15 protein-coding genes and 1 tRNA gene are annotated in these 19,111 nt (G+C 53.9%); 14 read left to right on the top strand and 2 right to left on the bottom strand.

What is annotated here, in order from left to right:
• Positions 1 to 28 precede the first annotated feature (28 nt).
• Positions 29 to 2,074 carry an exonuclease domain-containing protein gene (locus EI42_RS00480; RefSeq protein WP_111317573.1) on the bottom strand — a complete coding sequence of 682 codons (2,046 nt, stop codon included), beginning with the start codon at positions 2,072 to 2,074 and terminating at the stop codon, positions 29 to 31.
• A 214-nt stretch (positions 2,075 to 2,288) separates the two neighbouring features.
• Here EI42_RS00480 and rnhC point away from each other — a divergent pair, with 214 nt between their 5' ends.
• The 7 genes from rnhC (at position 2,289) to prfB (ending at position 9,063) form a co-directional block, all read left to right on the top strand.
• Positions 2,289 to 3,242 carry a ribonuclease HIII gene (gene rnhC, locus EI42_RS00485; protein ID WP_111317575.1) on the top strand — a complete coding sequence of 318 codons (954 nt, stop codon included), beginning with the start codon at positions 2,289 to 2,291 and terminating at the stop codon, positions 3,240 to 3,242.
• A 310-nt stretch (positions 3,243 to 3,552) separates the two neighbouring features.
• Positions 3,553 to 4,305 (top strand): hypothetical protein, encoded by a 753-nt coding sequence (locus EI42_RS00490; RefSeq protein WP_211325979.1) that lies wholly within the window; start codon positions 3,553 to 3,555, stop codon positions 4,303 to 4,305.
• Positions 4,306 to 4,577: 272 nt separating this feature from the next.
• On the top strand, positions 4,578 to 5,450 hold the full coding sequence (locus EI42_RS00500) for an SDR family NAD(P)-dependent oxidoreductase (protein WP_111317581.1): 873 nt from the start codon (positions 4,578 to 4,580) through the stop codon (positions 5,448 to 5,450).
• 14 nt (positions 5,451 to 5,464) lie between these two features.
• Positions 5,465 to 5,983, top strand: a complete 519-nt coding sequence (locus EI42_RS00505) for a GNAT family N-acetyltransferase (RefSeq protein ID WP_111317583.1) — start codon at positions 5,465 to 5,467, stop codon at positions 5,981 to 5,983.
• A gap of 209 nt (positions 5,984 to 6,192) precedes the next feature.
• Positions 6,193 to 6,780, top strand: coding sequence for a zinc ribbon domain-containing protein (locus tag EI42_RS32235; RefSeq protein ID WP_170142252.1), 588 nt, complete (start codon positions 6,193 to 6,195; stop codon positions 6,778 to 6,780).
• 109 nt (positions 6,781 to 6,889) lie between these two features.
• Positions 6,890 to 7,729: an HNH endonuclease gene (locus EI42_RS00510; RefSeq protein WP_170142253.1), complete on the top strand. Its 840-nt coding sequence runs from the start codon at positions 6,890 to 6,892 to the stop codon at positions 7,727 to 7,729.
• A 217-nt stretch (positions 7,730 to 7,946) separates the two neighbouring features.
• Positions 7,947 to 9,063 (top strand): peptide chain release factor 2 gene (gene prfB / locus EI42_RS00515; RefSeq protein ID WP_111317587.1). Its coding sequence is split into 2 segments (ribosomal slippage): positions 7,947 to 8,012 and positions 8,014 to 9,063, totalling 1,116 coding nucleotides; the frame shifts between segments, so codons are not numbered across the junction.
• Positions 9,064 to 9,166: 103 nt separating this feature from the next.
• On the opposite strand, the gene EI42_RS00520 is transcribed toward prfB, so the two are convergent.
• On the bottom strand, positions 9,167 to 10,171 hold the full coding sequence (locus tag EI42_RS00520; protein WP_111317589.1) for a sigma-70 family RNA polymerase sigma factor: 1,005 nt from the start codon (positions 10,169 to 10,171) through the stop codon (positions 9,167 to 9,169).
• Positions 10,172 to 10,945: 774 nt separating this feature from the next.
• Between EI42_RS00520 and EI42_RS00530 the strand changes: the two genes are divergently transcribed.
• The 7 genes from EI42_RS00530 to EI42_RS00565 all read left to right on the top strand — a co-directional run bounded on the left by EI42_RS00530 (position 10,946) and on the right by EI42_RS00565 (position 19,110).
• On the top strand, positions 10,946 to 11,158 hold the full coding sequence (locus EI42_RS00530; RefSeq protein ID WP_111317593.1) for a hypothetical protein: 213 nt from the start codon (positions 10,946 to 10,948) through the stop codon (positions 11,156 to 11,158).
• Positions 11,159 to 11,523: 365 nt separating this feature from the next.
• Positions 11,524 to 12,519: a signal recognition particle-docking protein FtsY gene (gene ftsY / locus EI42_RS00535; RefSeq protein ID WP_111317595.1), complete on the top strand. Its 996-nt coding sequence runs from the start codon at positions 11,524 to 11,526 to the stop codon at positions 12,517 to 12,519.
• Between the two features lie 15 nt (positions 12,520 to 12,534).
• Positions 12,535 to 13,458 carry an acetyl-CoA carboxylase, carboxyltransferase subunit beta gene (gene accD / locus EI42_RS00540; RefSeq protein ID WP_111317597.1) on the top strand — a complete coding sequence of 308 codons (924 nt, stop codon included), beginning with the start codon at positions 12,535 to 12,537 and terminating at the stop codon, positions 13,456 to 13,458.
• The gene (locus EI42_RS00545) at positions 13,448 to 14,434 is read left to right on the top strand and encodes an acetyl-CoA carboxylase carboxyltransferase subunit alpha (RefSeq protein ID WP_111317599.1); all 987 of its coding nucleotides are present in this window, start codon (positions 13,448 to 13,450) and stop codon (positions 14,432 to 14,434) included. The genes accD and EI42_RS00545 overlap by 11 nt, the downstream gene beginning before the upstream one ends.
• 71 nt (positions 14,435 to 14,505) lie before the next feature.
• Positions 14,506 to 14,589: transfer RNA gene (locus tag EI42_RS00550), tRNA-Leu, on the top strand.
• A 714-nt stretch (positions 14,590 to 15,303) separates the two neighbouring features.
• Positions 15,304 to 18,237 (top strand): ATP-binding protein, encoded by a 2,934-nt coding sequence (locus EI42_RS34190; RefSeq protein ID WP_111317603.1) that lies wholly within the window; start codon positions 15,304 to 15,306, stop codon positions 18,235 to 18,237.
• A 558-nt stretch (positions 18,238 to 18,795) separates the two neighbouring features.
• Complete coding sequence (locus EI42_RS00565; protein ID WP_111317608.1) at positions 18,796 to 19,110, top strand: antibiotic biosynthesis monooxygenase; 315 nt, start codon at positions 18,796 to 18,798, stop codon at positions 19,108 to 19,110.
• The last annotated feature ends 1 nt before the right edge of the window (position 19,111 follow it).

Consider the following 19,111-nt stretch of genomic DNA (forward strand, 5'->3'; position numbering starts at 1 on the left):
CAAGGCAGCGCTCAGATGAAGCTGTATTTCACCCCTGCAACTCCTCCCATTCCGCAGCAGGAGCAGCGCGCGCTAGCTCCACCTCACGCCAGATATGGTCAAGCAACGCCTGCGCCTCCTGTTCATGAGCAAGGGCGTGATGAAAAGGAAAGAAGGCGCGATCCTCGCTGTGGCGATGAATCCAGCGGCTAATAATATTGATCTGATCCACCTCGGCCTGACCGACTTGCGCGGGCGGCTCACCCAGGGCCTCGGCCCGCCGCAACAGCTCGCGCAACGCCTCTTTCATCCTCTGCTCATCATGTTCCACACGACGCTGCTCGACAAGCCTGCCATGCCGGATGAGAAAGATCTCATTACACTGTTCTTCGGCGGAAGGATACACGATAAAGAGATTATTCGCCTCAACCGCGCCGGTAATCAGCCGCTGACCAATCAGCACCTCGTCGGCGCTCCGTATCGCGTCACGCAGCCAGGCAGCCCGCTCAAAGTTGAGCTGTTGCGCGGCCTCAAACATCTGGCGGCGCAAGCGCTCTATCAGGTCCTCACGTTCGCCACCCAGAAAGGCGCAAACCTGTTCAATTATTTTACGATACTCAGTAGGATCTACGCCACCCCGACAGGGACCCGGGCAGCGCCCCAGATGTAACCGCAAACAGGGCTCCGTTGCTTTTCCCTGTGGCGGCAGACTGCGGGTGCAGGTACGAATCGGAAAGATCTTCTGTATCAGCTCAATTGTGGCGTCCACCATGCGGCGACTCCGAAAGGGACCGAAATAACGTGCACCATCAGCGGCAATCTCACGGGTAGCGTAGACGCGGGGGAAGGTATGCTGCACATCGATCTTAATAAAGGGATAGAGCTCATAATTCCGCAACTGCACATTGTACATCGGCTGCAACTCTTTAATCAGCCGGGATTCCAGCAGTAACGCTTCCAGTTCGGAGCCAAGCACCCTGATCTCAATATCGCGAACACGCTGAAGCAGGCCGTCCAGCTTCCGCACATAGCCAAGCGGCTGACTGTAGTACGAGGCAAGACGATCCTTCAGGCTTTTGGCCTTCCCGACATAGATCACCTGTTGATGCTCGTCTTTCATCAGGTAGACGCCGGGACGTGCCGGGAAATTGCGCTTCCAGGCGGGATTCAAAAACAGGCTCCCATTCGGGCGAGTCAGCGCGACTACGCTGCTATCAGCTCGCCAGCCCTTGCCCTTCTTCGGCTTTGCACTGGTAATATCGCCGTCCCAGGCAACCGGCAATTGAAGGCGCAGGCGGAGCTGTCCAAGCGTCATGATGCCTTGCTGCCGAGCCCGCTCAAGCAGCAGGCGAAAGACCTCGGCGGTTGCTCGGGCATCGCCCATTGCCCGGTGACGCTGTCCAGCAGGAATGGCAGGAATCTGGAGATGTTGCACCACCATATCCAGCTTAAAGCGCTTGAGATCGGGCACCAGCCGCCGAGCGAGCGGAATAGTATCAAAGCCATCTGGCTCAAAGGTCTGGCCGAGCCGCATGGCCTCCTGAGAGAGGAAATTGAGGTCAAAACTCAGGTTGTGCCCGACCAGCACCGCCCCCTCGGCAAACCGCATAAATTCGGGCATGACCGTTTCAGCTCCGGGCGCATCGGCCAGCATATCGGGCGTGATACCAGTAAACTTCACAATAAAGGGCGGGATGCTTCGCCGGGGATGGACGAGCGAGTGAAACGATTCAAGCATCTGCCCGGCCCTCATGCGGACAGCCGCCAGCTCAATAATCCGATCAGAGGCAGGGCGTAACCCGGTCGTTTCGGTATCTACCACCACAAATTCGACCTCTTCCAGCGGGAGCGACTCTTTGCGCCATGCAGTCAGGCACCAGCGCACTCCCTCATCAGTGTCGTCAAGCCGCTCAAATAGCGTGGACTCGCTTAACGTTTGTTGCAACACCGAGGCCCAGACTCTGGCAACACCGTTCTCAGTACTGAAAAGCTGCTGAATCAGCTCCTCTTCCGCGACCGGCTCACCAGCGTTTTCAAGCAATGCATGCGCACGCCGCAACAGGCCCCCATGTAATGGAGCCTCCTCCTGACTCACGGAGCGCCTCCTTTCCCACCTGTACGAGGTATTTTTCTAGATCATGTGTACGAGAAGCATAACATGACCCGTTCCTTTTGGCAAGGAGCTGCCAAACGCCCTCAGCACGCTTTTTCAGCATGAAACAGAGCGCTAAATAGGCCATTATGAGGGACTTAACGGTCTATAGCTGCTATAATGGGAGAGAAAAAGAGACAGGGAGAAGCTCAGCCCCATGCCGGAGATCACGCAACTGAAGAAAAGGCTCAGCCAGCTCATTCAAGCGAAGGGCTGGCTGATTGAGAGCGAACGACCGCTTCAGAACGGCTATCAATATCTCATCAACGATGGAACCACTTCTGTTGCTGTCACGCTCTACCCCAACGGGAACATGCTGATCCAGGGGAAAGAGAGCCCGTTAAAAGATGCGCTCATGGCATGGAAAACGGCACGCCCTGCAACGCGAACACATAAAACGGCACCTCAAGCAACGCTCTTTCCGGTTGAGGCTACTCCTGTACCGGCTCCGAGAACAGGAGTGGCGCGGATCGGTAGCGACGAATCGGGCAAAGGTGACTATTATGGCCCGCTTGTGGTCGCGGCTGTGGCGGTTGACCCGAAGCGCGAAGAGCAACTGCTAGCGCTCGGAGTCCGTGATAGCAAGCGGCTGACAGATGAGACGATTCTACCAATGGCAACCAGGATCAGCGAGATCTGCGCGGGTCAGGTATGTGTGGAACGCTACATGCCAGCAACCTATAACGAGCTCTATAGCAGGGTAGGAAACCTGAACACGCTGCTTGCGGACGTGCATGTGCTGCTGATCTCTCGCTTGCAGGTCGCAACCAACTATCAGCTTGCCGTTATCGATCAATTCGCAGATCGGAGCGTGCTCAAGCGAGCGTTCGTCAAAACACACTGTGACATCTCGTTTGACCTGCGCCCACGGGCCGAAGATGATGTCGCCGTTGCGGCAGCCTCTATTCTTGCCCGCGCCGGGTTCGTGCAGGGCCTGCGCCGTCTCGCCGCACAATATGGGCTCACCTTTCCCAAAGGAAGCTCAGATCCACGAATCGTGACTGTAGGCCGTGCCCTGGTACAACGCGAGGGGCCCGAAGTGCTGAAGCTGGTCGCCAAGTACCACTTCAAAAATACCGAGGAGATCTTGCGTGGCTCAACGAACCCGTGAGGAGAATCGTTTGACAAGAAAGCCCCTTGTGAACAAAGCAAGACAGGCCGGCAGATTGTAGAATGACGATCATCGTATTTTTCTCTTCACCAAATGCAGTACAATAAGAAAATCTTCAACTCATCGCCTTTATTGATAGAATGGAACATCCGGTTGCCGCAGGAGGAAAGGAGCAACAACAGATCTTATGTCTTTTTGTGGTCAATGTGGACTCTTACTCCCTCCACACGTCGATAAATGCCCACGCTGTGGGGAACCAGTCCCCGCTAACGTCCAAACAGAAACCTATGCTTCCGACGATGCGACCATAGTGCATGCACCACCTGTTCAGGTTCCGCCACAGGAACATAATGCCGCAACCTATGTCTCATCTCCCGGGCAGGGTTATCCCTCGACAACACATCAGCCCATCGATGGCTATCCCGGTACGCCACAGTATCCAGCGCAACCGCCTTATCCAAGCCTGGAAACGGTGGCCCCATCTACCTATACAACGCAGGCACCGCCGCCACGCAAGAGCAATACAGGCGCAATTATTCTCGTTCTTCTGGTCGTGGTTGTCACCCTTGTTGGAACCACGCTCTTCTTTATCGCGAATGCGGGCGGCTTCAAGCAGGCCCCACCACCAGTGCCGACAACCGCGCAAACCGAACCGACCCAGGCTCCAACCGAAGAGGCAACCCGGGCCCCATCGCCCACACCCAGCCCGACACCGGGCACCAATGAGGCCATTACCCAGGGGAGCCATATCGTTGAACAGTATTTTGCGTATATCAATATGAAGGATTACCGCTCAGCATACAATTTGTGGTATAACCCGCGCGACAAGTATGAGGACTTCGCAAAAGGGTTCAAGCATACCGTGCGGGATGATGTAACGATCGTCTCCGTTGAGCCCCAATCGCCAGAGGTGGCAAAGGTCAACATCACGCTTGTAGCCCATCAGGATAAGGGAAAACCTCACTCCTACGATGGTTTTTACCTCGTTCAGAAAATAGCCGACAGTGATTGGCGCATTGTAAACGCACAGCTCAATCAGACGGACGGCGACGAGGAAGACTGACAGGCAGGCCGCCCGAAGGGATCGGGCGGCTTGACTTTTTCCTCGCTCACCGCTTATACTCTACTCACTATTCCTCATATTCTTAAAAAGGAGCACAGGCCAGAGTGGGAGACACGACAAGCCGCTAATCGTTCGATACGCCGAAACGATGCAGGAGCGCTTGCCTTTCTTATTCGTACTCCCATGCCTTTTTTGCTCACCCTGAAACAAAACATCCTCCCTCCGCTTCGGCGTGTCCACTCTCATTTCTCTTGTTAAAGGAGTTTCTTTTCATGCTACAGACAGGATTACAGGGGAAAGTCGCCCTCATTACGGGCGGCAATCATGGGATCGGAGCTGCCACGGCCCGGGCACTGGCCGCTGAAGGGTGCCATGTCCTGATAAACTACCTGCGGTTGCCGTTGCAAGGCATAACCGAGAACGACTACCTGGCGCAGATACAAACCGAAACGCCGGGAATTGCCCTCTATAATCGCAAACGCCGGGCCGATGCCGCCAATGTAGTTCAGGAAATTCGGACACAGGGAGGCAAGGCAGACGCCATTGAAGCCGACCTGGCTGATCCCGCCACCATTCCCATGCTCTTTGAGGAGGCCGAAAAGCGCTTCGGTACGGTTGATATTCTCGTCAATAACGCCGATCACTGTGAGCAGGATACGTTTCTTGCACAGCCCGGACTGGCAGCCGACGGTTTCCCGAACGCCACCATCACGGCAGCGCTGCATGACAGCCATTTCGCCGTGAATAGCCGCGCCGTCGCCCTGCTGATGGCCGAATTCGCCAGCCGTCATATCGCTGCCCGCAAACAATGGGGCCGCATTATCAACATCAGCACTGATGGAGCACCGGGCTTTGCCGGAGAGGTCTCCTATGGCGCGAGCAAGGCAGCCCTTGAATCGTACAGCCGAGCCGCCGCGCAAGAGCTTGGACCCTATGGCATCACGGTCAATATCGTCTCGCCCGGGCCCATTCAAACTGGCTGGATCAGCCCCCAGCAGGTCGCGGAGATCTCCCGCGTGACGCCGCTCAGGCGTGTGGGACAGCCCGATGATATCGCAGACGTGATCGTCTTTCTGGCCTCCGAGCAGGCACGCTGGCTTACCGGCCAACTGCTCTCGGTTAGTGGTGGGCTTCGGATGCCCTGAAGGAGAACACAACGATGGCTATTCAGATACGTATGATTCGCCCGGAGGACGCCGCGTCCTTTCTTCAGCTCTGTCACCAGCTCGACCAGGAAACCCGCTTTATGCTGCTAGAGCCCGGAGAGCGCACCCAGACCGTCGAGCAACAACGCCGCCAGCTCGAAGAGCTACAGGCCAATCAGGCTATTTTTGTTGCAGTAGATGGAGACCGCTTGATAGGGTATGTCAGCGCGACCGGAGCCCATTTCCGCCGGATACGCCACAAAGCCTACCTTGTCGCAGGTATCCTGCAAGCCTATACCGGGCAGGGTATCGGCACCCGGCTGTTTCAAGCAGTGGAAGCATGGGCCCGTCAGCGGGGGCTCCATCGACTGGAACTCACCGTCATGACACACAATGCCGCAGGAATCGCACTCTATACCAAACAGGGCTTCGTCATCGAGGGAACAGCCCGCCATTCCTGCATTGTCGACGGCCACTATGTCGATGAATATTACATGGCGAAGCTGCTCGATGAGGCAAACGAGCGCACCTAAAGGTCTGGACGCGCTGCGCATTTGTTGTCTCGGGTATGCCAGTGGGCTATAATGGAGGATATCGGAACAAGTAAATACGTTTTACCGTTTTGGTAGAAAAGAGACAGAACAGCGCCTCTCAGGGGCAACCAAGACAGAAACCCGGCCTCAAGTGCAAAAGACGAAGCGCCCTGTGAACGCTTGAGGCCAGCGGGCAGAAAGGAGATACTATGATTTATTGCGGTCAATGCGGGTTACAATTGGCCCCGGGAGAAACCCGTTGCCCACGGTGTGGCGCAGCCGTTGATGCGGGCGCAGCTACCAGCACCTACGCCTCCAACGAGGAAACCATTCAGGCGCAATCGTTCATCGCGCAGCATCCTCCCTATCAGCAACAGGCAACACCACAAAAGCTGATTCTGGGCAACCAGACATATGCTGATGCTGGCGATGCCACCCGCATGATGGATGAAGTGAACCCCGGGAACTATCCACCTCCCGGCTATTCGCAGCAGCCCGGCTACAGCGGAGGAAATTATTCCTCGATGCCGCTCGGTCAGCAAGGAGGCTATGTGCAACCCAGAAATACGCCGCCCTTCCCATCACAGGCCTATCAGGGCTACCCATCGGGCGGACAGTATCCGCAACATACCTCCTATCCAGCACATCAGATGCAGCAACCACAGGTGGAAGGAGGACAGCAGAACGCAAATGCCCGTGGCCGTACCGCCGCTCTGGCAACCATTTTTGTTGGTATCCTGTTTATTCTGGCAGCAATGCTTTTATTCTTCCTTCAGCATAACGGTATTATCAGCTAAATCATCCTTGTGCACGCCCGGAAGGCCGCTTCTTCCGGGCATTTTTATGCAACTTGCAAGAAAGCGCTGTTCCAGGTACAATAGCTGGAAAATCCCGGAGCAAGCGTACATGAGCAACAGAGCGTCTTCCCGATTGACCGAGGGCGAAATCTATAGCCGGAAGGAGCTTCAGAAGCTCTTTCAGACAAACGATGCAACTATCAAAAATGGGGTCTTCCCCTTGAAAGGCTATGACTCAATCCTGCTCTTTGTGACCGAGAACAAGCCAAAGGATCGCACCCAGTATGTAGATCTGCTGGATGACGGAATTCTCTACTGGGACGGGCAGAAGGCCGGGAAGACCGACCGCAAGATCATCGAGCACGAGGCGAACGGCATCGAGCTGCTTGTCTTCTATCGCAAAAGCAAACAAGAGCATCCCGACTCTGGCTTTCGCTATGAGGGCCGCTTTCGCTATATCTCGCATCGCGGCGCACACCCCGCGCATTTCGTCCTGCAACATATCCCTGGTGCTACGCAGCGAGCCCCACGACAGGTACGAGAAGAGCCAGAAAGCTACTCACCCCGCCCGGCAGATCCCACACAGGAGACGCCATATTACAGAGAGGGCAGGTTGATTCAGGGCCTCACCACCCGCCATGAACGGAACCGTGCCCTGCGCAAAGCCGCGATTCACATTCACGGCACCCGCTGTCAGGTCTGTGATCTCGCGCTTGCTGAGCTCTATGGGCCGCTCGCCGGGGACTATATTGAAGTCCATCACAAGAACCCGGTTGCGGGCTACACCGGTGAAGTGGTCGTCAACCCTGCGACAGATATGGCCGTGCTCTGCCCGAACTGCCACCGCATGCTTCACCACAACCGCAAAGAGCCGATCTCGGTTGAAGAGCTGCGGGCAATTGTGCAGGCAAACCGAAAAAGCAGCACAAACCAGCGCCGACTTATGTGAGAGCTTCCGCCGCATGACACCGCATCGCGGCAGGCCGAAGCGTTTGACGAGGGCATCTCGTCGGGTCCCGGTTGCCCGTCTCTCCATCTGAAGGAACCTGACACAGGTGGGCTCCACAGGCAAGCGATGTTCGCGTTCTCCGGGCAGAGGGCGCAGATGCCCCATTCATCACCCGTCTCCCCTTTCGTAAAGGAACAACGTATGATACAATGGCCCTATGAGTGAGTTAACCCATCAAATCGAACGCTTGCAGAGACGCGTCGAGAAAACTATGGTGCGTCTTTGACCTGGCCGAAAAGGCGCAACAGGTACAAAAACTAGAAGAAGAAAGTCTGGCCTCCGACTTCTGGTCCGATAACCGCAAGGCGCAAACCCATATGCAGCGCCTCAATGCCCTGCGTGAAGAAGTGAACACGTGGGAGGGGATCGCGACCCAACTTCAGGACCTTCAGGGGCTGGCTGAGTTGCTGGAAGAAGAGCCAGACGACGAGGTTCGCACAGAGGTCGAGCAGTCACTGAACGCGCTTGAGCAGCAGATAGAACAACTGGAATTCGCGCTGATGCTCAGCGGAGAGCACGACGAGAAAAACGCCATCCTCAGTATTCACGCGGGTTCTGGCGGCGTCGATGCACAGGACTGGGCCGAGATGCTCCTGCGCATGTACTTGCGGTGGGCAGAGAAACATCACTTCCGCACGCAGGTCTACGACTACAGCGAAGGTGAAGAGGCGGGCGTGAAGAGCGTCACCGTCGAGATCGAGGGGCGCTATGCCTATGGCTATCTGCGTTCCGAGGCGGGCACACATCGTTTGATCCGACTCTCGCCCTTTGACGCGGCCCACCGTCGTCATACCTCTTTCGCGAAGGTCGAGGTCATGCCCGATATCGAAGATGCCATCGAGATCGTGATTCGACCGGAGGATCTTGAGGTAGACACCTTCCGCTCAACTGGTGCCGGCGGTCAACACGTCAATAAAACGGACTCAGCGGTACGCATGCGCCACATTCCGACAGGGATCGTCGTCACCTGTCAGAACGAACGCTCGCAGATTCAAAACCGCGAAGTGGCGCTGAAACTGCTCCGAGCACGTCTCTATGAGTTGGAGCTGAAAAAGCGTGAGGAAGAGACCGCACGCCTGAAAGGAGCGCATGTCGAGGCAGATTTCGGCACGCAGATTCGCTCGGTGATCGTCCACCCATACAATATTGTCAAAGACCATCGCACCGGCTACGAGACGAGCGATACCAGCGGCTACCTTGCGGGAGACATCGATCCCTTTATTCATGCCTACCTGCAAGAAAAGGCATCTGGCCTTGAAAGCTCGCCTGCCTGAGCGCATGTGAGCTCATAGTCAGCTTTTCAACCTTTCCAGAACAAAAAAAGGAGCCTGATGAGGAATGTCGTCATTCCTTCCAGGCTCTCTTTTTGTTCTCTACTCAGGCCCGAGCCAGATCGCGCATTCCATCGTAGCGTTCGGGATAGCGTAACTTGCGCAGCGCCTTCACCTCAATCTGGCGAATACGCTCGCGTGTAAGATGGAACAGCACGCTGACCTCATCAAGCGAGAGAGAATGACCGTCTTTGAGTCCGTAGCGCATTTCAATGATCGTGCGTTCACGTGGGTTCAGGATAGCCATCGCCTGTTCGATGTTGTCTCGCTGTGCTTGTAAGGCAGCCTGATCGCCAACAGGCATCATACTGGTATCCTCAAGCATATCAGCGAGGTGATATTCCTCATCATCGGCCATCGGAGCATCAAGAGAAATAGGCTGCTCCGAGACGTTTAAGAGCTCAACCACCCGTTCGCGCGGCAGACCAAGCTCATCGGCAATCTGCTCGGGGAGCGGCTCAATGCCCTGCTCCTGATACAGACGACGAGCGACGCGCTTAATCTTGTAAATAAGCTCGACGACGTGAACGGGAATATGAATACTGCGTGAATGTTCAGCGATTGCGCGGCTGATAGCCTGCCGAATCCACCAGGTTGCGTAGGTACTGAAGCGGAAGCCGCGCTTATAATCGAACTTCTGTGTAGCACGCATCAGGCCGATATTGCCTTCCTGGATGAGGTCTAAAAGAGGTAAGCCTTGATTAGAATAGCGCTTGGCAATGCTCACAACAAGGCGCAGATTGGCTTCGATTAACTTCTGACGCGCCTGCTGATCGCCGCGCGCGACACGTTCGGCGAGGCGAAGTTCTTGCTCAGCCGTGAGGAGGGGATACATCCCGATTTCCTTCAGGTATTGCTTGACTGAATCATCAACGGCACTGCGCTGATCCTCGTCACCCTCAAGATCCTCGTCACCCTCACAGATGAATTCTTTTTCATTATCCAGAATACTCATCTCATCCATGAGGTCCTTAGACGTCCGTTTCCGCCCGAATGAAACCACCGCATCGGTATCCACAGTACGGGTTGCTTTCTGTCCTCTTGCTCCCACGACGGATACTCCTTCTACTTGACTAGAATCATAGGACCAACACACACGATGAAAGAAGTACAGAGAAGGCCGTTTCTGGACCAATCTCGTATAACTGCTCTCCCACAAACTCTTATTGCAAGAACCGTGCCAAAACCGTATTACCGTTTCAGCATACTGGAGCCCGCACGTTCAAGGGCATAGGTAACACTATAGTAATCGACCGTGCACCCGGGCCTCTGAAGGGGAAAAGAATGAAAATTTCTGAAAAGGAAAAAAATTCGTGGACGGCAGAGCTTAAAACATTGTTCTCCAATGTATGAAGAGTTTTCCATGTGTGGGGAAATTTCCACAGACCGTTCTTCATTTTTGAGGGAGTGGAGATTCAAAAGATATGAATGCTTGACTAGAGTTGTAAGTCCTGTTATTCTGAAAGTAAGTGCAATAGGACGACAGCGCACGCTTGACCGGGCTGCAACGGAGAGGAAAGCAGCGCGGGTCGGGGTGCTCGAGCTGCCGTTTCTACATTTCTCACGCCTCTTCAATGCAGAGGGGGAGAAGGAGAAGTCATTCTTTTTGCGGCAAAAAAAGATGAATTTTTCTTCATATACCTGCTGACAGAGAAGAGGAGTTGTGGTAATATGAAAGAGGCATGGATTAGACTTGCTGTGGGGATGCGGATGCAGCGGCGGAGGCTCCCCCCTCGGCTTACTTACTCGCTAAGCCTCGCTTGATGCCTGACCTGGACAACAGGTAAGCGATTAATCCTCCAGAAAGAAGGAAGGAGGCGATTTCGTGGAAAACGCATTTCCTCGGTGTCGCAAATGTAGTGAAGGTGATCTGGTTCCGCTTTCGGATTTCGGTAGCCAGGGAGCTTCCATCGAGTACAAGGCGTGGGTTTGTACGAACCCGTCCTGCCTGTACAACATCAAAATCCGTAACGGTGACATCATCATTAACGAACCGATCAGTGACGGATCGCTCCACTCCTATCGCAGTCGTCAGTAAGAGTGGAGAGCAGATCTGTCAAAAGCACGTCCTTGAGTGGCCGCAACCACTCAAAGGCGTGGTATTTCAGGAGGAGGGCGAGGGTCACGCAGTGACTTTTTTGCCCCTTATGCCTGACTTGCATAGAGGGACGATCACTGCATTGTACATTGTGCGTAGGAAATTCCGGTATTTCGCTATTCCAGTATTCTGGTATCCCGGTATTTCGGTATTTCGTATAATGTGTATGGTGTATGATGGAGTGGTTCAGTGCCCTCTTCTTCGAGTTTGCAAAGAGAAATGCAACCAAGACGGAGACAATTGTCCGATGAGTGTGTTGGAGGCAACGCACAGATACATCTATACATAAAGGAGTCTATACAGTCGTGCTCAATCGCTTCTTTGGGCAGAAACCACAGGACGACGGAAAAAAGAATCAGGGTGCTGCTCAGGAACAGGCCGGGACAAAGCCCGCTTCAGAGCAACGCTTTTCTTTTTTAAGTCGTACCAAGCAGTGGTTTAGCCGCCTGGGTGCAACGATTCAGGAATCCGACCAGATTACAGACGAGATGTGGGAAGAGTTGGAAGATCTGATGTTGGCGGCGGACATCGGCCCCAATACCACAAGCTGGCTGCTCAAGCGCCTGCATCAGAGAGTTGAAGAGGAACACATGCAGACCGGTTCCCAGGTGCAGCAGGCGTTGCGCGAGGAGCTGACCGCACTACTTGGAAAACCAACCCCTCTCCATTTTTCCCAGACATCCCCTCTGACCGTTATTCTCGTCATCGGCGTCAATGGCTCCGGTAAAACGACCAGCATTGCCAAGATGGCCAATCGATTGACAAATGAAGGCCATAAAGTTATTCTGGCAGCAGGCGATACGTTCCGAGCAGCAGCCATCGATCAGTTGAAAGAGTGGGGAGAGCGGATTAACGTCCCCGTTATCAGCCAGAGCCCGAATTCCGATCCCGGAGCGGTGGTTTATGATGCCTTACAGGCCGCCCAAAACCGTGGCAGTGATGTGTTAATCGTCGATACTGCCGGGCGTCTCCATACCAAGTACAACTTGATGGAAGAGCTGAGAAAGATCAATAAAATCATTCAGAAATTTGTCCCCGATGGTCCGCATGAGTTGCTGATGGTGATTGATGCCACAACCGGGCAGAACGCCCTGCTTCAGGCCCGCAAGTTCGCGGAGCACATCGGCCTGACCGGCGTCGTCATCACCAAGATGGATAGTACCGCAAAAGGTGGGTTTGCATTCGCTGTCGCAGATGATCTAGGGGTACCGATTAAATTCATCGGCACAGGCGAAAAGGTCGGAGACCTGATTCCCTTTGATCCAAAGAGCTTTGTGTCAGCGCTCTTTGCAGAAGAATAACGAGGAGGATCACACATGGCAAAAGAAGCGGCTACCCCTACTACTCGGCAAAACTTCTCTGCCGATCAAGCCTCTTCTCTCTCAACAGTTGGCAATATTGCCGTCAAATGTCCCAAATGTAAAGAAATTCACTATAACCGGGACTGGGAAAAGAATCTGAAGGTCTGTCCTCGCTGCAACCACCACGGGCGTATCTCGGCCAGAGAGCGTATCAATCTGCTTGTTGATCCCGGTAGCTTCGTTGAAATTGACGCGGACATGCTCCCGGCTGATCCACTGCACTTTGTCGCTTCACCTCCGGGAGATGCCAAAAAGCCCCCCTATGCCGCCAAACTTGAGGAAGAACGTCAGAAGAAGGGCCAGAATGAGGCGGTCATCAGTGGATATGCCACAATCGATGCACAGCCGCTTGCCCTCGCAATTATGGACTTCCAGTTTATGGCGGGCTCTATGGGCTCCGTGGTTGGCGAGAAGATCACCCGCACCATTGAACTGGCGCTTGAACGCTCCATTCCTGTCCTCATTTCGTCGACCTCCGGCGGCGCACGAATGCAGGAAGGTATCTTCTCTTTGATGCAGATGGCAAAAACTTCGGCTGCTCTCGCAAAACTTGGTGAGGCAGGCCTACCCTACATCAGTCTGCTGACAGACCCGACAACCGGTGGCGTCTCCGCTAGCTTTGCCTTCCTCGGCGATATCATCCTTGCCGAGCCCGGCGCGCTTGTCTGCTTCACAGGCCCCCGCGTCATTGAAGGCTTCATGCATATTAAGGTACCAGAGGGTACAATTAACTCGGAATTTGCCCTGCAACATGGTATGATTGATGCTGTCGTCCACAGACGAGACTTGCGGCAGACACTTTCCCGTCTGCTTCAGATGTACTCCGGTTCGACGAAAAAAGAGGAAACGGCTTATAGGAAAAGACAATATGGCTTATGACCTGGAATTCGAAAAACCGCTGGCAGAGCTCGAAAAGAAGATCCATTCTCTCCAGCGCAAGGGTGACCGGCTAAAGCCAGAAGAATTTACACAGTTACAGCTTCTGGAGAGCGAGCTGCTCAAGCGCACTGAAGAGATTTACAGCAATCTCAACGCATGGCAGACCGTGCAGGTCGCTCGTCACAAAAACCGCCCTTATACTCTGGACTATATCAAGCTTATTTGCGACGATTTCTTTGAGCTTCACGGCGATCGGACCTTCGGCGACGATCATGCTATTGTTGGCGGACTGGCAACAATCGACGGACAAACCCTGATGCTCATCGGACACCAGAAGGGGCGGGATATGAAAGAGATGCAGTACCGCAATCTCGGCATGCCTCACCCCGAAGGATATCGCAAAGCACAACGCTTGATGCGCCATGCCGCGAAGTTTCACATCCCTGTAGTGACCCTTGTTGATGCGTCCGGCGCTTCTCCGGCGCTGGTTGATGAAGAGCGTGGACAGGCTGAGGCAATCGCTTCATGTCTCTATTTGATGCCCCGCCTGCGCATTCCGACCATCTCCATTGTGATCGGTGAAGGTGGCAGTGGTGGCGCTCTGGCGATCAGTGTAGCCGATCGCATCCTGATGCTTGAGCACAGCTACTACACGATCGCCGCCCCTGAAGCCGCCGCCGACATCCTCTGGCGTGATCGCGCACAGGCTCCACTGGCCGCAGAAGGACAACGCATTCGAGCCAGAGATATGCTTGAGCTTGGGATCATCGATGGACTCATCGCCGAACCTCTCGGCGGCGCACACCGCAATCATCGCCTGGCGGCTGAGTCCCTGAAACAGGCTCTCCTGCAACACCTGGAAGAACTGAAACGTATTCCGCTGGACGAGCTCCTTGAGCAGCGCTATCAAAAATATCGAAATATCGGGCACTTTGAGAGCGCTCCTGCACAGGAAACCTCGCCCATCCAGGCATAACCTCTTGACAATTGTCCGTAGATGCGCTAATATATGCATCGCAAAGGATGCGCAAGCATCACGGACAACTTGCCGGTGTGGCGGAACGGTATACGCGTCTGTCTCAAAAACAGATCCCGCAAGGGTTGAGGGTTCGAATCTCTCCACCGGCACCACTACTTCGCAAATCAAGGACTCATGAGGCGCAATAAGCCACTTGAGTCTTTTTTTCTTCAGTGATAGCCACCCTGTACGGCTTTCTTTTATCCTCAGGATCCATCCCGAACGCATCGCTTTCTTGCTCTTCTGTAGAAGTAATTCCAGCCTGCCTCGTTTGGATACGCATCTCAAGTACCTCCGCAAGCAGTCTGAGTTTTTTGGCCTTCCCCGCACTACCTCCTCTCTGCTTTTCCGCTTTTATCGCTTGTTCCCTCCCGGCATGCTCACCACTTTTTCCCTGAAACAATTCATCATGATATGTTATACTGTAATACTTATAGATCTTTTCTTTTCTCTTTCACTTTCTGTTCTCTACTCTCCATATGTTTCAAATTGTGAAACATTGTAACGGTGATTCGAGGAGCAGGACCGATGCTAACATCTTTTTCTTTTCTTCGGAAAATGCACAGTTTCCATAAGCTGCAAACACATAAGCGTCAAAAATGTCGTCTTCCACCGTTTACAGCTTGAGATTACATGTAAACCGCGTTTTCTCTCTTGTATATGACCTGCCTGATTCTCTGCATTCATAGCATGCCAACAAAGGGGGAATAGAGACGCACCCTGTTTTGCAGAAATAGCCGCTATTTCATGCAAGCAGCGGAGCAGAGACAAGCATCTTTTTCTTTTCTCTATCGAGAAACAGCACACAAGCAGGGGGAAAACTGTCTATGGGAGATCAAACATCGGATCTGGCCATTTTTAAACACTCTATTTGCACGCCATCCACCGCCTTTGTAGGGCGACAAAAAGAGCTCACACTGCTTCAAGAGCAGTATCAGGCAGTCTTACAGGGTACCACACGTGTCGTGTTCCTGATAGGGGATCAGGGCATTGGTAAAACCCGGCTGCTCCATGAATTCGCCGCCCGGGCGCAGCAAGCAGGAGCGCTTCCCCTCCACGGTAATGCGTCCGACTCCGAAGGGATGCCGCCCTTTCTTCCCTTCCTTGAGGCACTTGGCGGCTACATTCGACAGGCACCACTTGCCATCCTGAAAGAGCAATGCACTGGTTTGACGCATTCGCTGCTCAGGATTTTCCCGGAACTGGCCCTCCGATTGGGCGAGCTTCCCACCCCGGCGTATCCCTCGCCACCGGAACAGTCACAGCTTCGCCTCTATGAAGCCGTTGGCTATTTTCTGACCGCGATCAGCCGGACACAGCCGCTTCTCTTGCTGCTGGATGACCTGCACTGGTGCGATAGCGCAAGCTTTACCTTGCTCAGCCATATTGTGCGCCACCAGCGTGACGCTCGCATCTTGATCGTTGGCGCGTTTCTCTCGGGCGGAGAAACTCAGAATCGCTCATTGGACCACACCTTAAACAACCTGATCCGGCTGCGCACCCTGACCATGCTGACACTACAGCCACTCTCATTCGAGCAGATCGCCATTCTGGGTGAAAACTATCTGGGCTCGTCCATCGAAGAGCGGACCTGCCGCTTCCTTTATGAGCAAAGCGAGGGCAACCCGTTCTTTACAGAAGAGTTGCTCCAGAACTGGCTTGAAACCAACCTGCTGGTAAAAAATGAACATCAATGGGAGATCGCCCCGGAGACGCCGCTTCCACAACAGCTCCCACCGAGCATTGTCGGCACGTTACGTCAGCGTTTTCAACGCCTTCCATCTAACACTATCGATATCCTGCGTATTGCAGCCACCATTGGCCGTTCGTTTGATCTTTCACTGCTCACGGCTATCACTGGCCTGGAAAGCGAGATCATAGAGGATCGTTTGCTTGCCGCCGAGCAGGCCCACCTGGTTACATCTGCACAACCGGAAACCTATCGCTTTACGCATGACACCATTCGAGCCACGCTCTATCTGGAAGTCAGCTCCTCACGACGGAGACGCCTGCATGAACAGATCGGACAGGCGCTCGAACAGCGCTACACCTCCCAGGAGCGAAATAGCCTGCAACGACTCGCAGAACTGACCTTTCACTTTATCCACAGCACGAACCGGGAAAAGATCATTACCTACTCGCGCTACGCAGCCGAAGCCGCCCAACAAAATGAGGCAATCGAGGAAGCGCTACATCATTACCGCCGCATCCTCGATCTTCTCGATGCACGCGATCCGCAACGCGGTCAACTTCTGCTGAAAATCGGTGAGCTTACCAGCTCGCAGCATCGAGAGGCTGAGGCGATCGCCACCTTTGAGACCGCACTTCACTGGTTCATCCATAACGAGGATCCCCTGAATGCAGCTCGTGCCGCTCATTGTCTGGGCCGCATCTACTGGGCGCAGCGCAATATCCATCTCGCACAGAGCACGCTGGAATACGCTCTATCACTCTATGCAGGACACCAGGAACCGGAGATCATTGGCCTGCAACTTGACCTGGCAACGTTGCTTACCCTCTTCCTCGGCCAAAGCAAGCAAGGGGCTCTCTATGCCCGCAAAGCCGAAGCGCTGGCTCGGATGCTTAAACAAGAGACGCTAGAAGCGCTGGCAAATCATATCTTGCGCTTTCCGGCCCTGACAGGCGAAGAACTCCATCCCTACCAGCAATCGCTAGAAGCCGTTATCGCCGAGATGCAGCACCCGAACCTGCGAGCCGAAGCCGCGCTTGGCTACTGGTATCTGACCCGTGGCGCATGTCGTGCTAGCAAGATTCGACGGGCAGGCGCAATCAGCCGAAAACGGCTGGACCTGATGCCCACTTCCGGCCATCTGCTATTTCAGCGCGATACCTATATCTGGCTGGCCTACCTGCATACCGTGCAGGGAGACTGGAAGACCGCTGACGCTCTGCTAACACAGCTTCCCGGATCACATGCATATCCGGCCCTGCTTACCCGAGGCTTCACCGCGTATCTGCGTGAAGAGTATGCCGAGGCGAAAACGCTCCTGCAACAGGCCTTACAGGCAAGCAGAAATAGCCTCAAGCAGGCTGATCCGGCGCTGATCGGGCTCCTTGCCCTGACAGAGCTGGCAACAAACAATCACAGTGCTGCATATATACATATGCAAGAACTTAAAACATGGCTCAGCGTGCTTCCAGACGCCGCGCATCAAACAGCTCCAGCGCTTGTCTTTTTCGCCCTGCTGGCCCTGGCCTACAACGATCAGGCCACTATTACCTATGCCTATACGCGCCTTAAAAGCTTTGAGGGTCTCTTCGCCTGGTTTCTGGTTGACCGCATCCTCGGCATGCTTGCCCTTCGCTGTCAGCAACAGGAGCAGGCACGCGCCTATCTTCAGCGCGCCGAACAGACAGCACGCTCTGAGGGCCTTCACCCCGAACTGATACAGGTAATCCTGGCGCAGGCAGCACTACAACCCGAAAGCAACCGGCTCCTCAAGCATGCACTTCATCTCAGCGAAGAGCTGGCCCTGCATACAACCGCAAGCCGGATTCGCCAGCAGCTTGATGAGCCCACTGATATGCCCGAATCACCACCTCTTCCGGCCAATCTGACCAGAAGAGAAAAAGAGGTACTACGGCTTGTCGCAAAGGGCAGAAGCAACAAACAGATTGCCCGCTCCCTCAACCTGAGTGAGCGTACGGTTGCCAATCACATCTCAAATATCTTGCATAAGATCAGATGCGAGAATCGGGTTGCTGCAACCACCTTTGCGATTCGCCATAAACTCGTATAACGTTCCAAAACCGGCCTGTTTGCGCTCGCCTTGAAAGGGGATGAAAGCACGCCAGCAGGCCGCATCTGGTTCTCTCTCACTATAGCATCGAATGGTTGTCAACCTGTTGTTTTCTCCGTTGTAGATACGTTGTCAATTCTTTTGTAGCGTCAAGGAATTCATATGAGACGCTTTCTAGCAATTTAGTGGCGCAGCAAGCATATCTCGTTCGCTTCCTTTAAGCTGAAGTATAGGTAAGAATACCTATATCGCGAATAGCTGATCAATGTCCTATTTGAGAAGTGTGATAGCAAGCTCCCAGTTGGAAAGGCACGTTTTTTCTCGCCTAAATAGAGAAAGGTACATCATCTTATGTAACAGAATTGAGCAGTTTATCCGATGATAATTTGCAAAAACCGATGTTATACTACAATGGTTAGATAAAGAGCGTATTTACATACATCACTTTCGTGACAGGAGTCGCCTGTTTCCGCCGCTTGCAATGCTTTTCCCTGTCACACTCAGGATAGAGCAAAGGGCATCTCACCAACGGCGGTTCACAGTGTAAAAGGAGGGAAGATGTTTGTTGTTACCATAGCGTACCGGGCCAAAAACGGAGAAGAAGACGCAGTTTTAGCCCTTCATGAGGACTGGCAACGCAGACGACCCGCCCGGATCGGGCATTCTCTCTCCTGGGAGCTCTTGCGCAGGACAGATATCCCGCGTGAATTCCTCTTTATCGGTCATTTTGAAAATCAAGAAGCGGCACAGGCAATCCTCAAGAATCTTGAGCAGGACGCATGGTACAGCCGCCTTATCAGCCTGCTTGAGAGAGAGCCAACCTACTCACAGTATTATCGTGAATTAGTCGTTCCACAGCAGCAGGGGGCATGAA

It is taken from the genome of Thermosporothrix hazakensis (assembly GCF_003253565.1).
Taxonomy (GTDB): domain Bacteria; phylum Chloroflexota; class Ktedonobacteria; order Ktedonobacterales; family Ktedonobacteraceae; genus Thermosporothrix; species Thermosporothrix hazakensis.

Coding starts and splice junctions, on each gene's coding strand:
- rnhC (WP_111317575.1), top strand. CDS start 2,289: ATGCCGGAGATCACGCAACTGAAGAAAAGGCTCAGCCAGCTCATTCAA.
- EI42_RS00500 (WP_111317581.1), top strand. CDS start 4,578: ATGCTACAGACAGGATTACAGGGGAAAGTCGCCCTCATTACGGGCGGC.
- EI42_RS00505 (WP_111317583.1), top strand. CDS start 5,465: ATGGCTATTCAGATACGTATGATTCGCCCGGAGGACGCCGCGTCCTTT.
- EI42_RS32235 (WP_170142252.1), top strand. CDS start 6,193: ATGATTTATTGCGGTCAATGCGGGTTACAATTGGCCCCGGGAGAAACC.
- EI42_RS00510 (WP_170142253.1), top strand. CDS start 6,890: ATGAGCAACAGAGCGTCTTCCCGATTGACCGAGGGCGAAATCTATAGC.
- accD (WP_111317597.1), top strand. CDS start 12,535: ATGGCAAAAGAAGCGGCTACCCCTACTACTCGGCAAAACTTCTCTGCC.
- EI42_RS00545 (WP_111317599.1), top strand. CDS start 13,448: ATGGCTTATGACCTGGAATTCGAAAAACCGCTGGCAGAGCTCGAAAAG.
- EI42_RS34190 (WP_111317603.1), top strand. CDS start 15,304: ATGGGAGATCAAACATCGGATCTGGCCATTTTTAAACACTCTATTTGC.
- EI42_RS00565 (WP_111317608.1), top strand. CDS start 18,796: ATGTTTGTTGTTACCATAGCGTACCGGGCCAAAAACGGAGAAGAAGAC.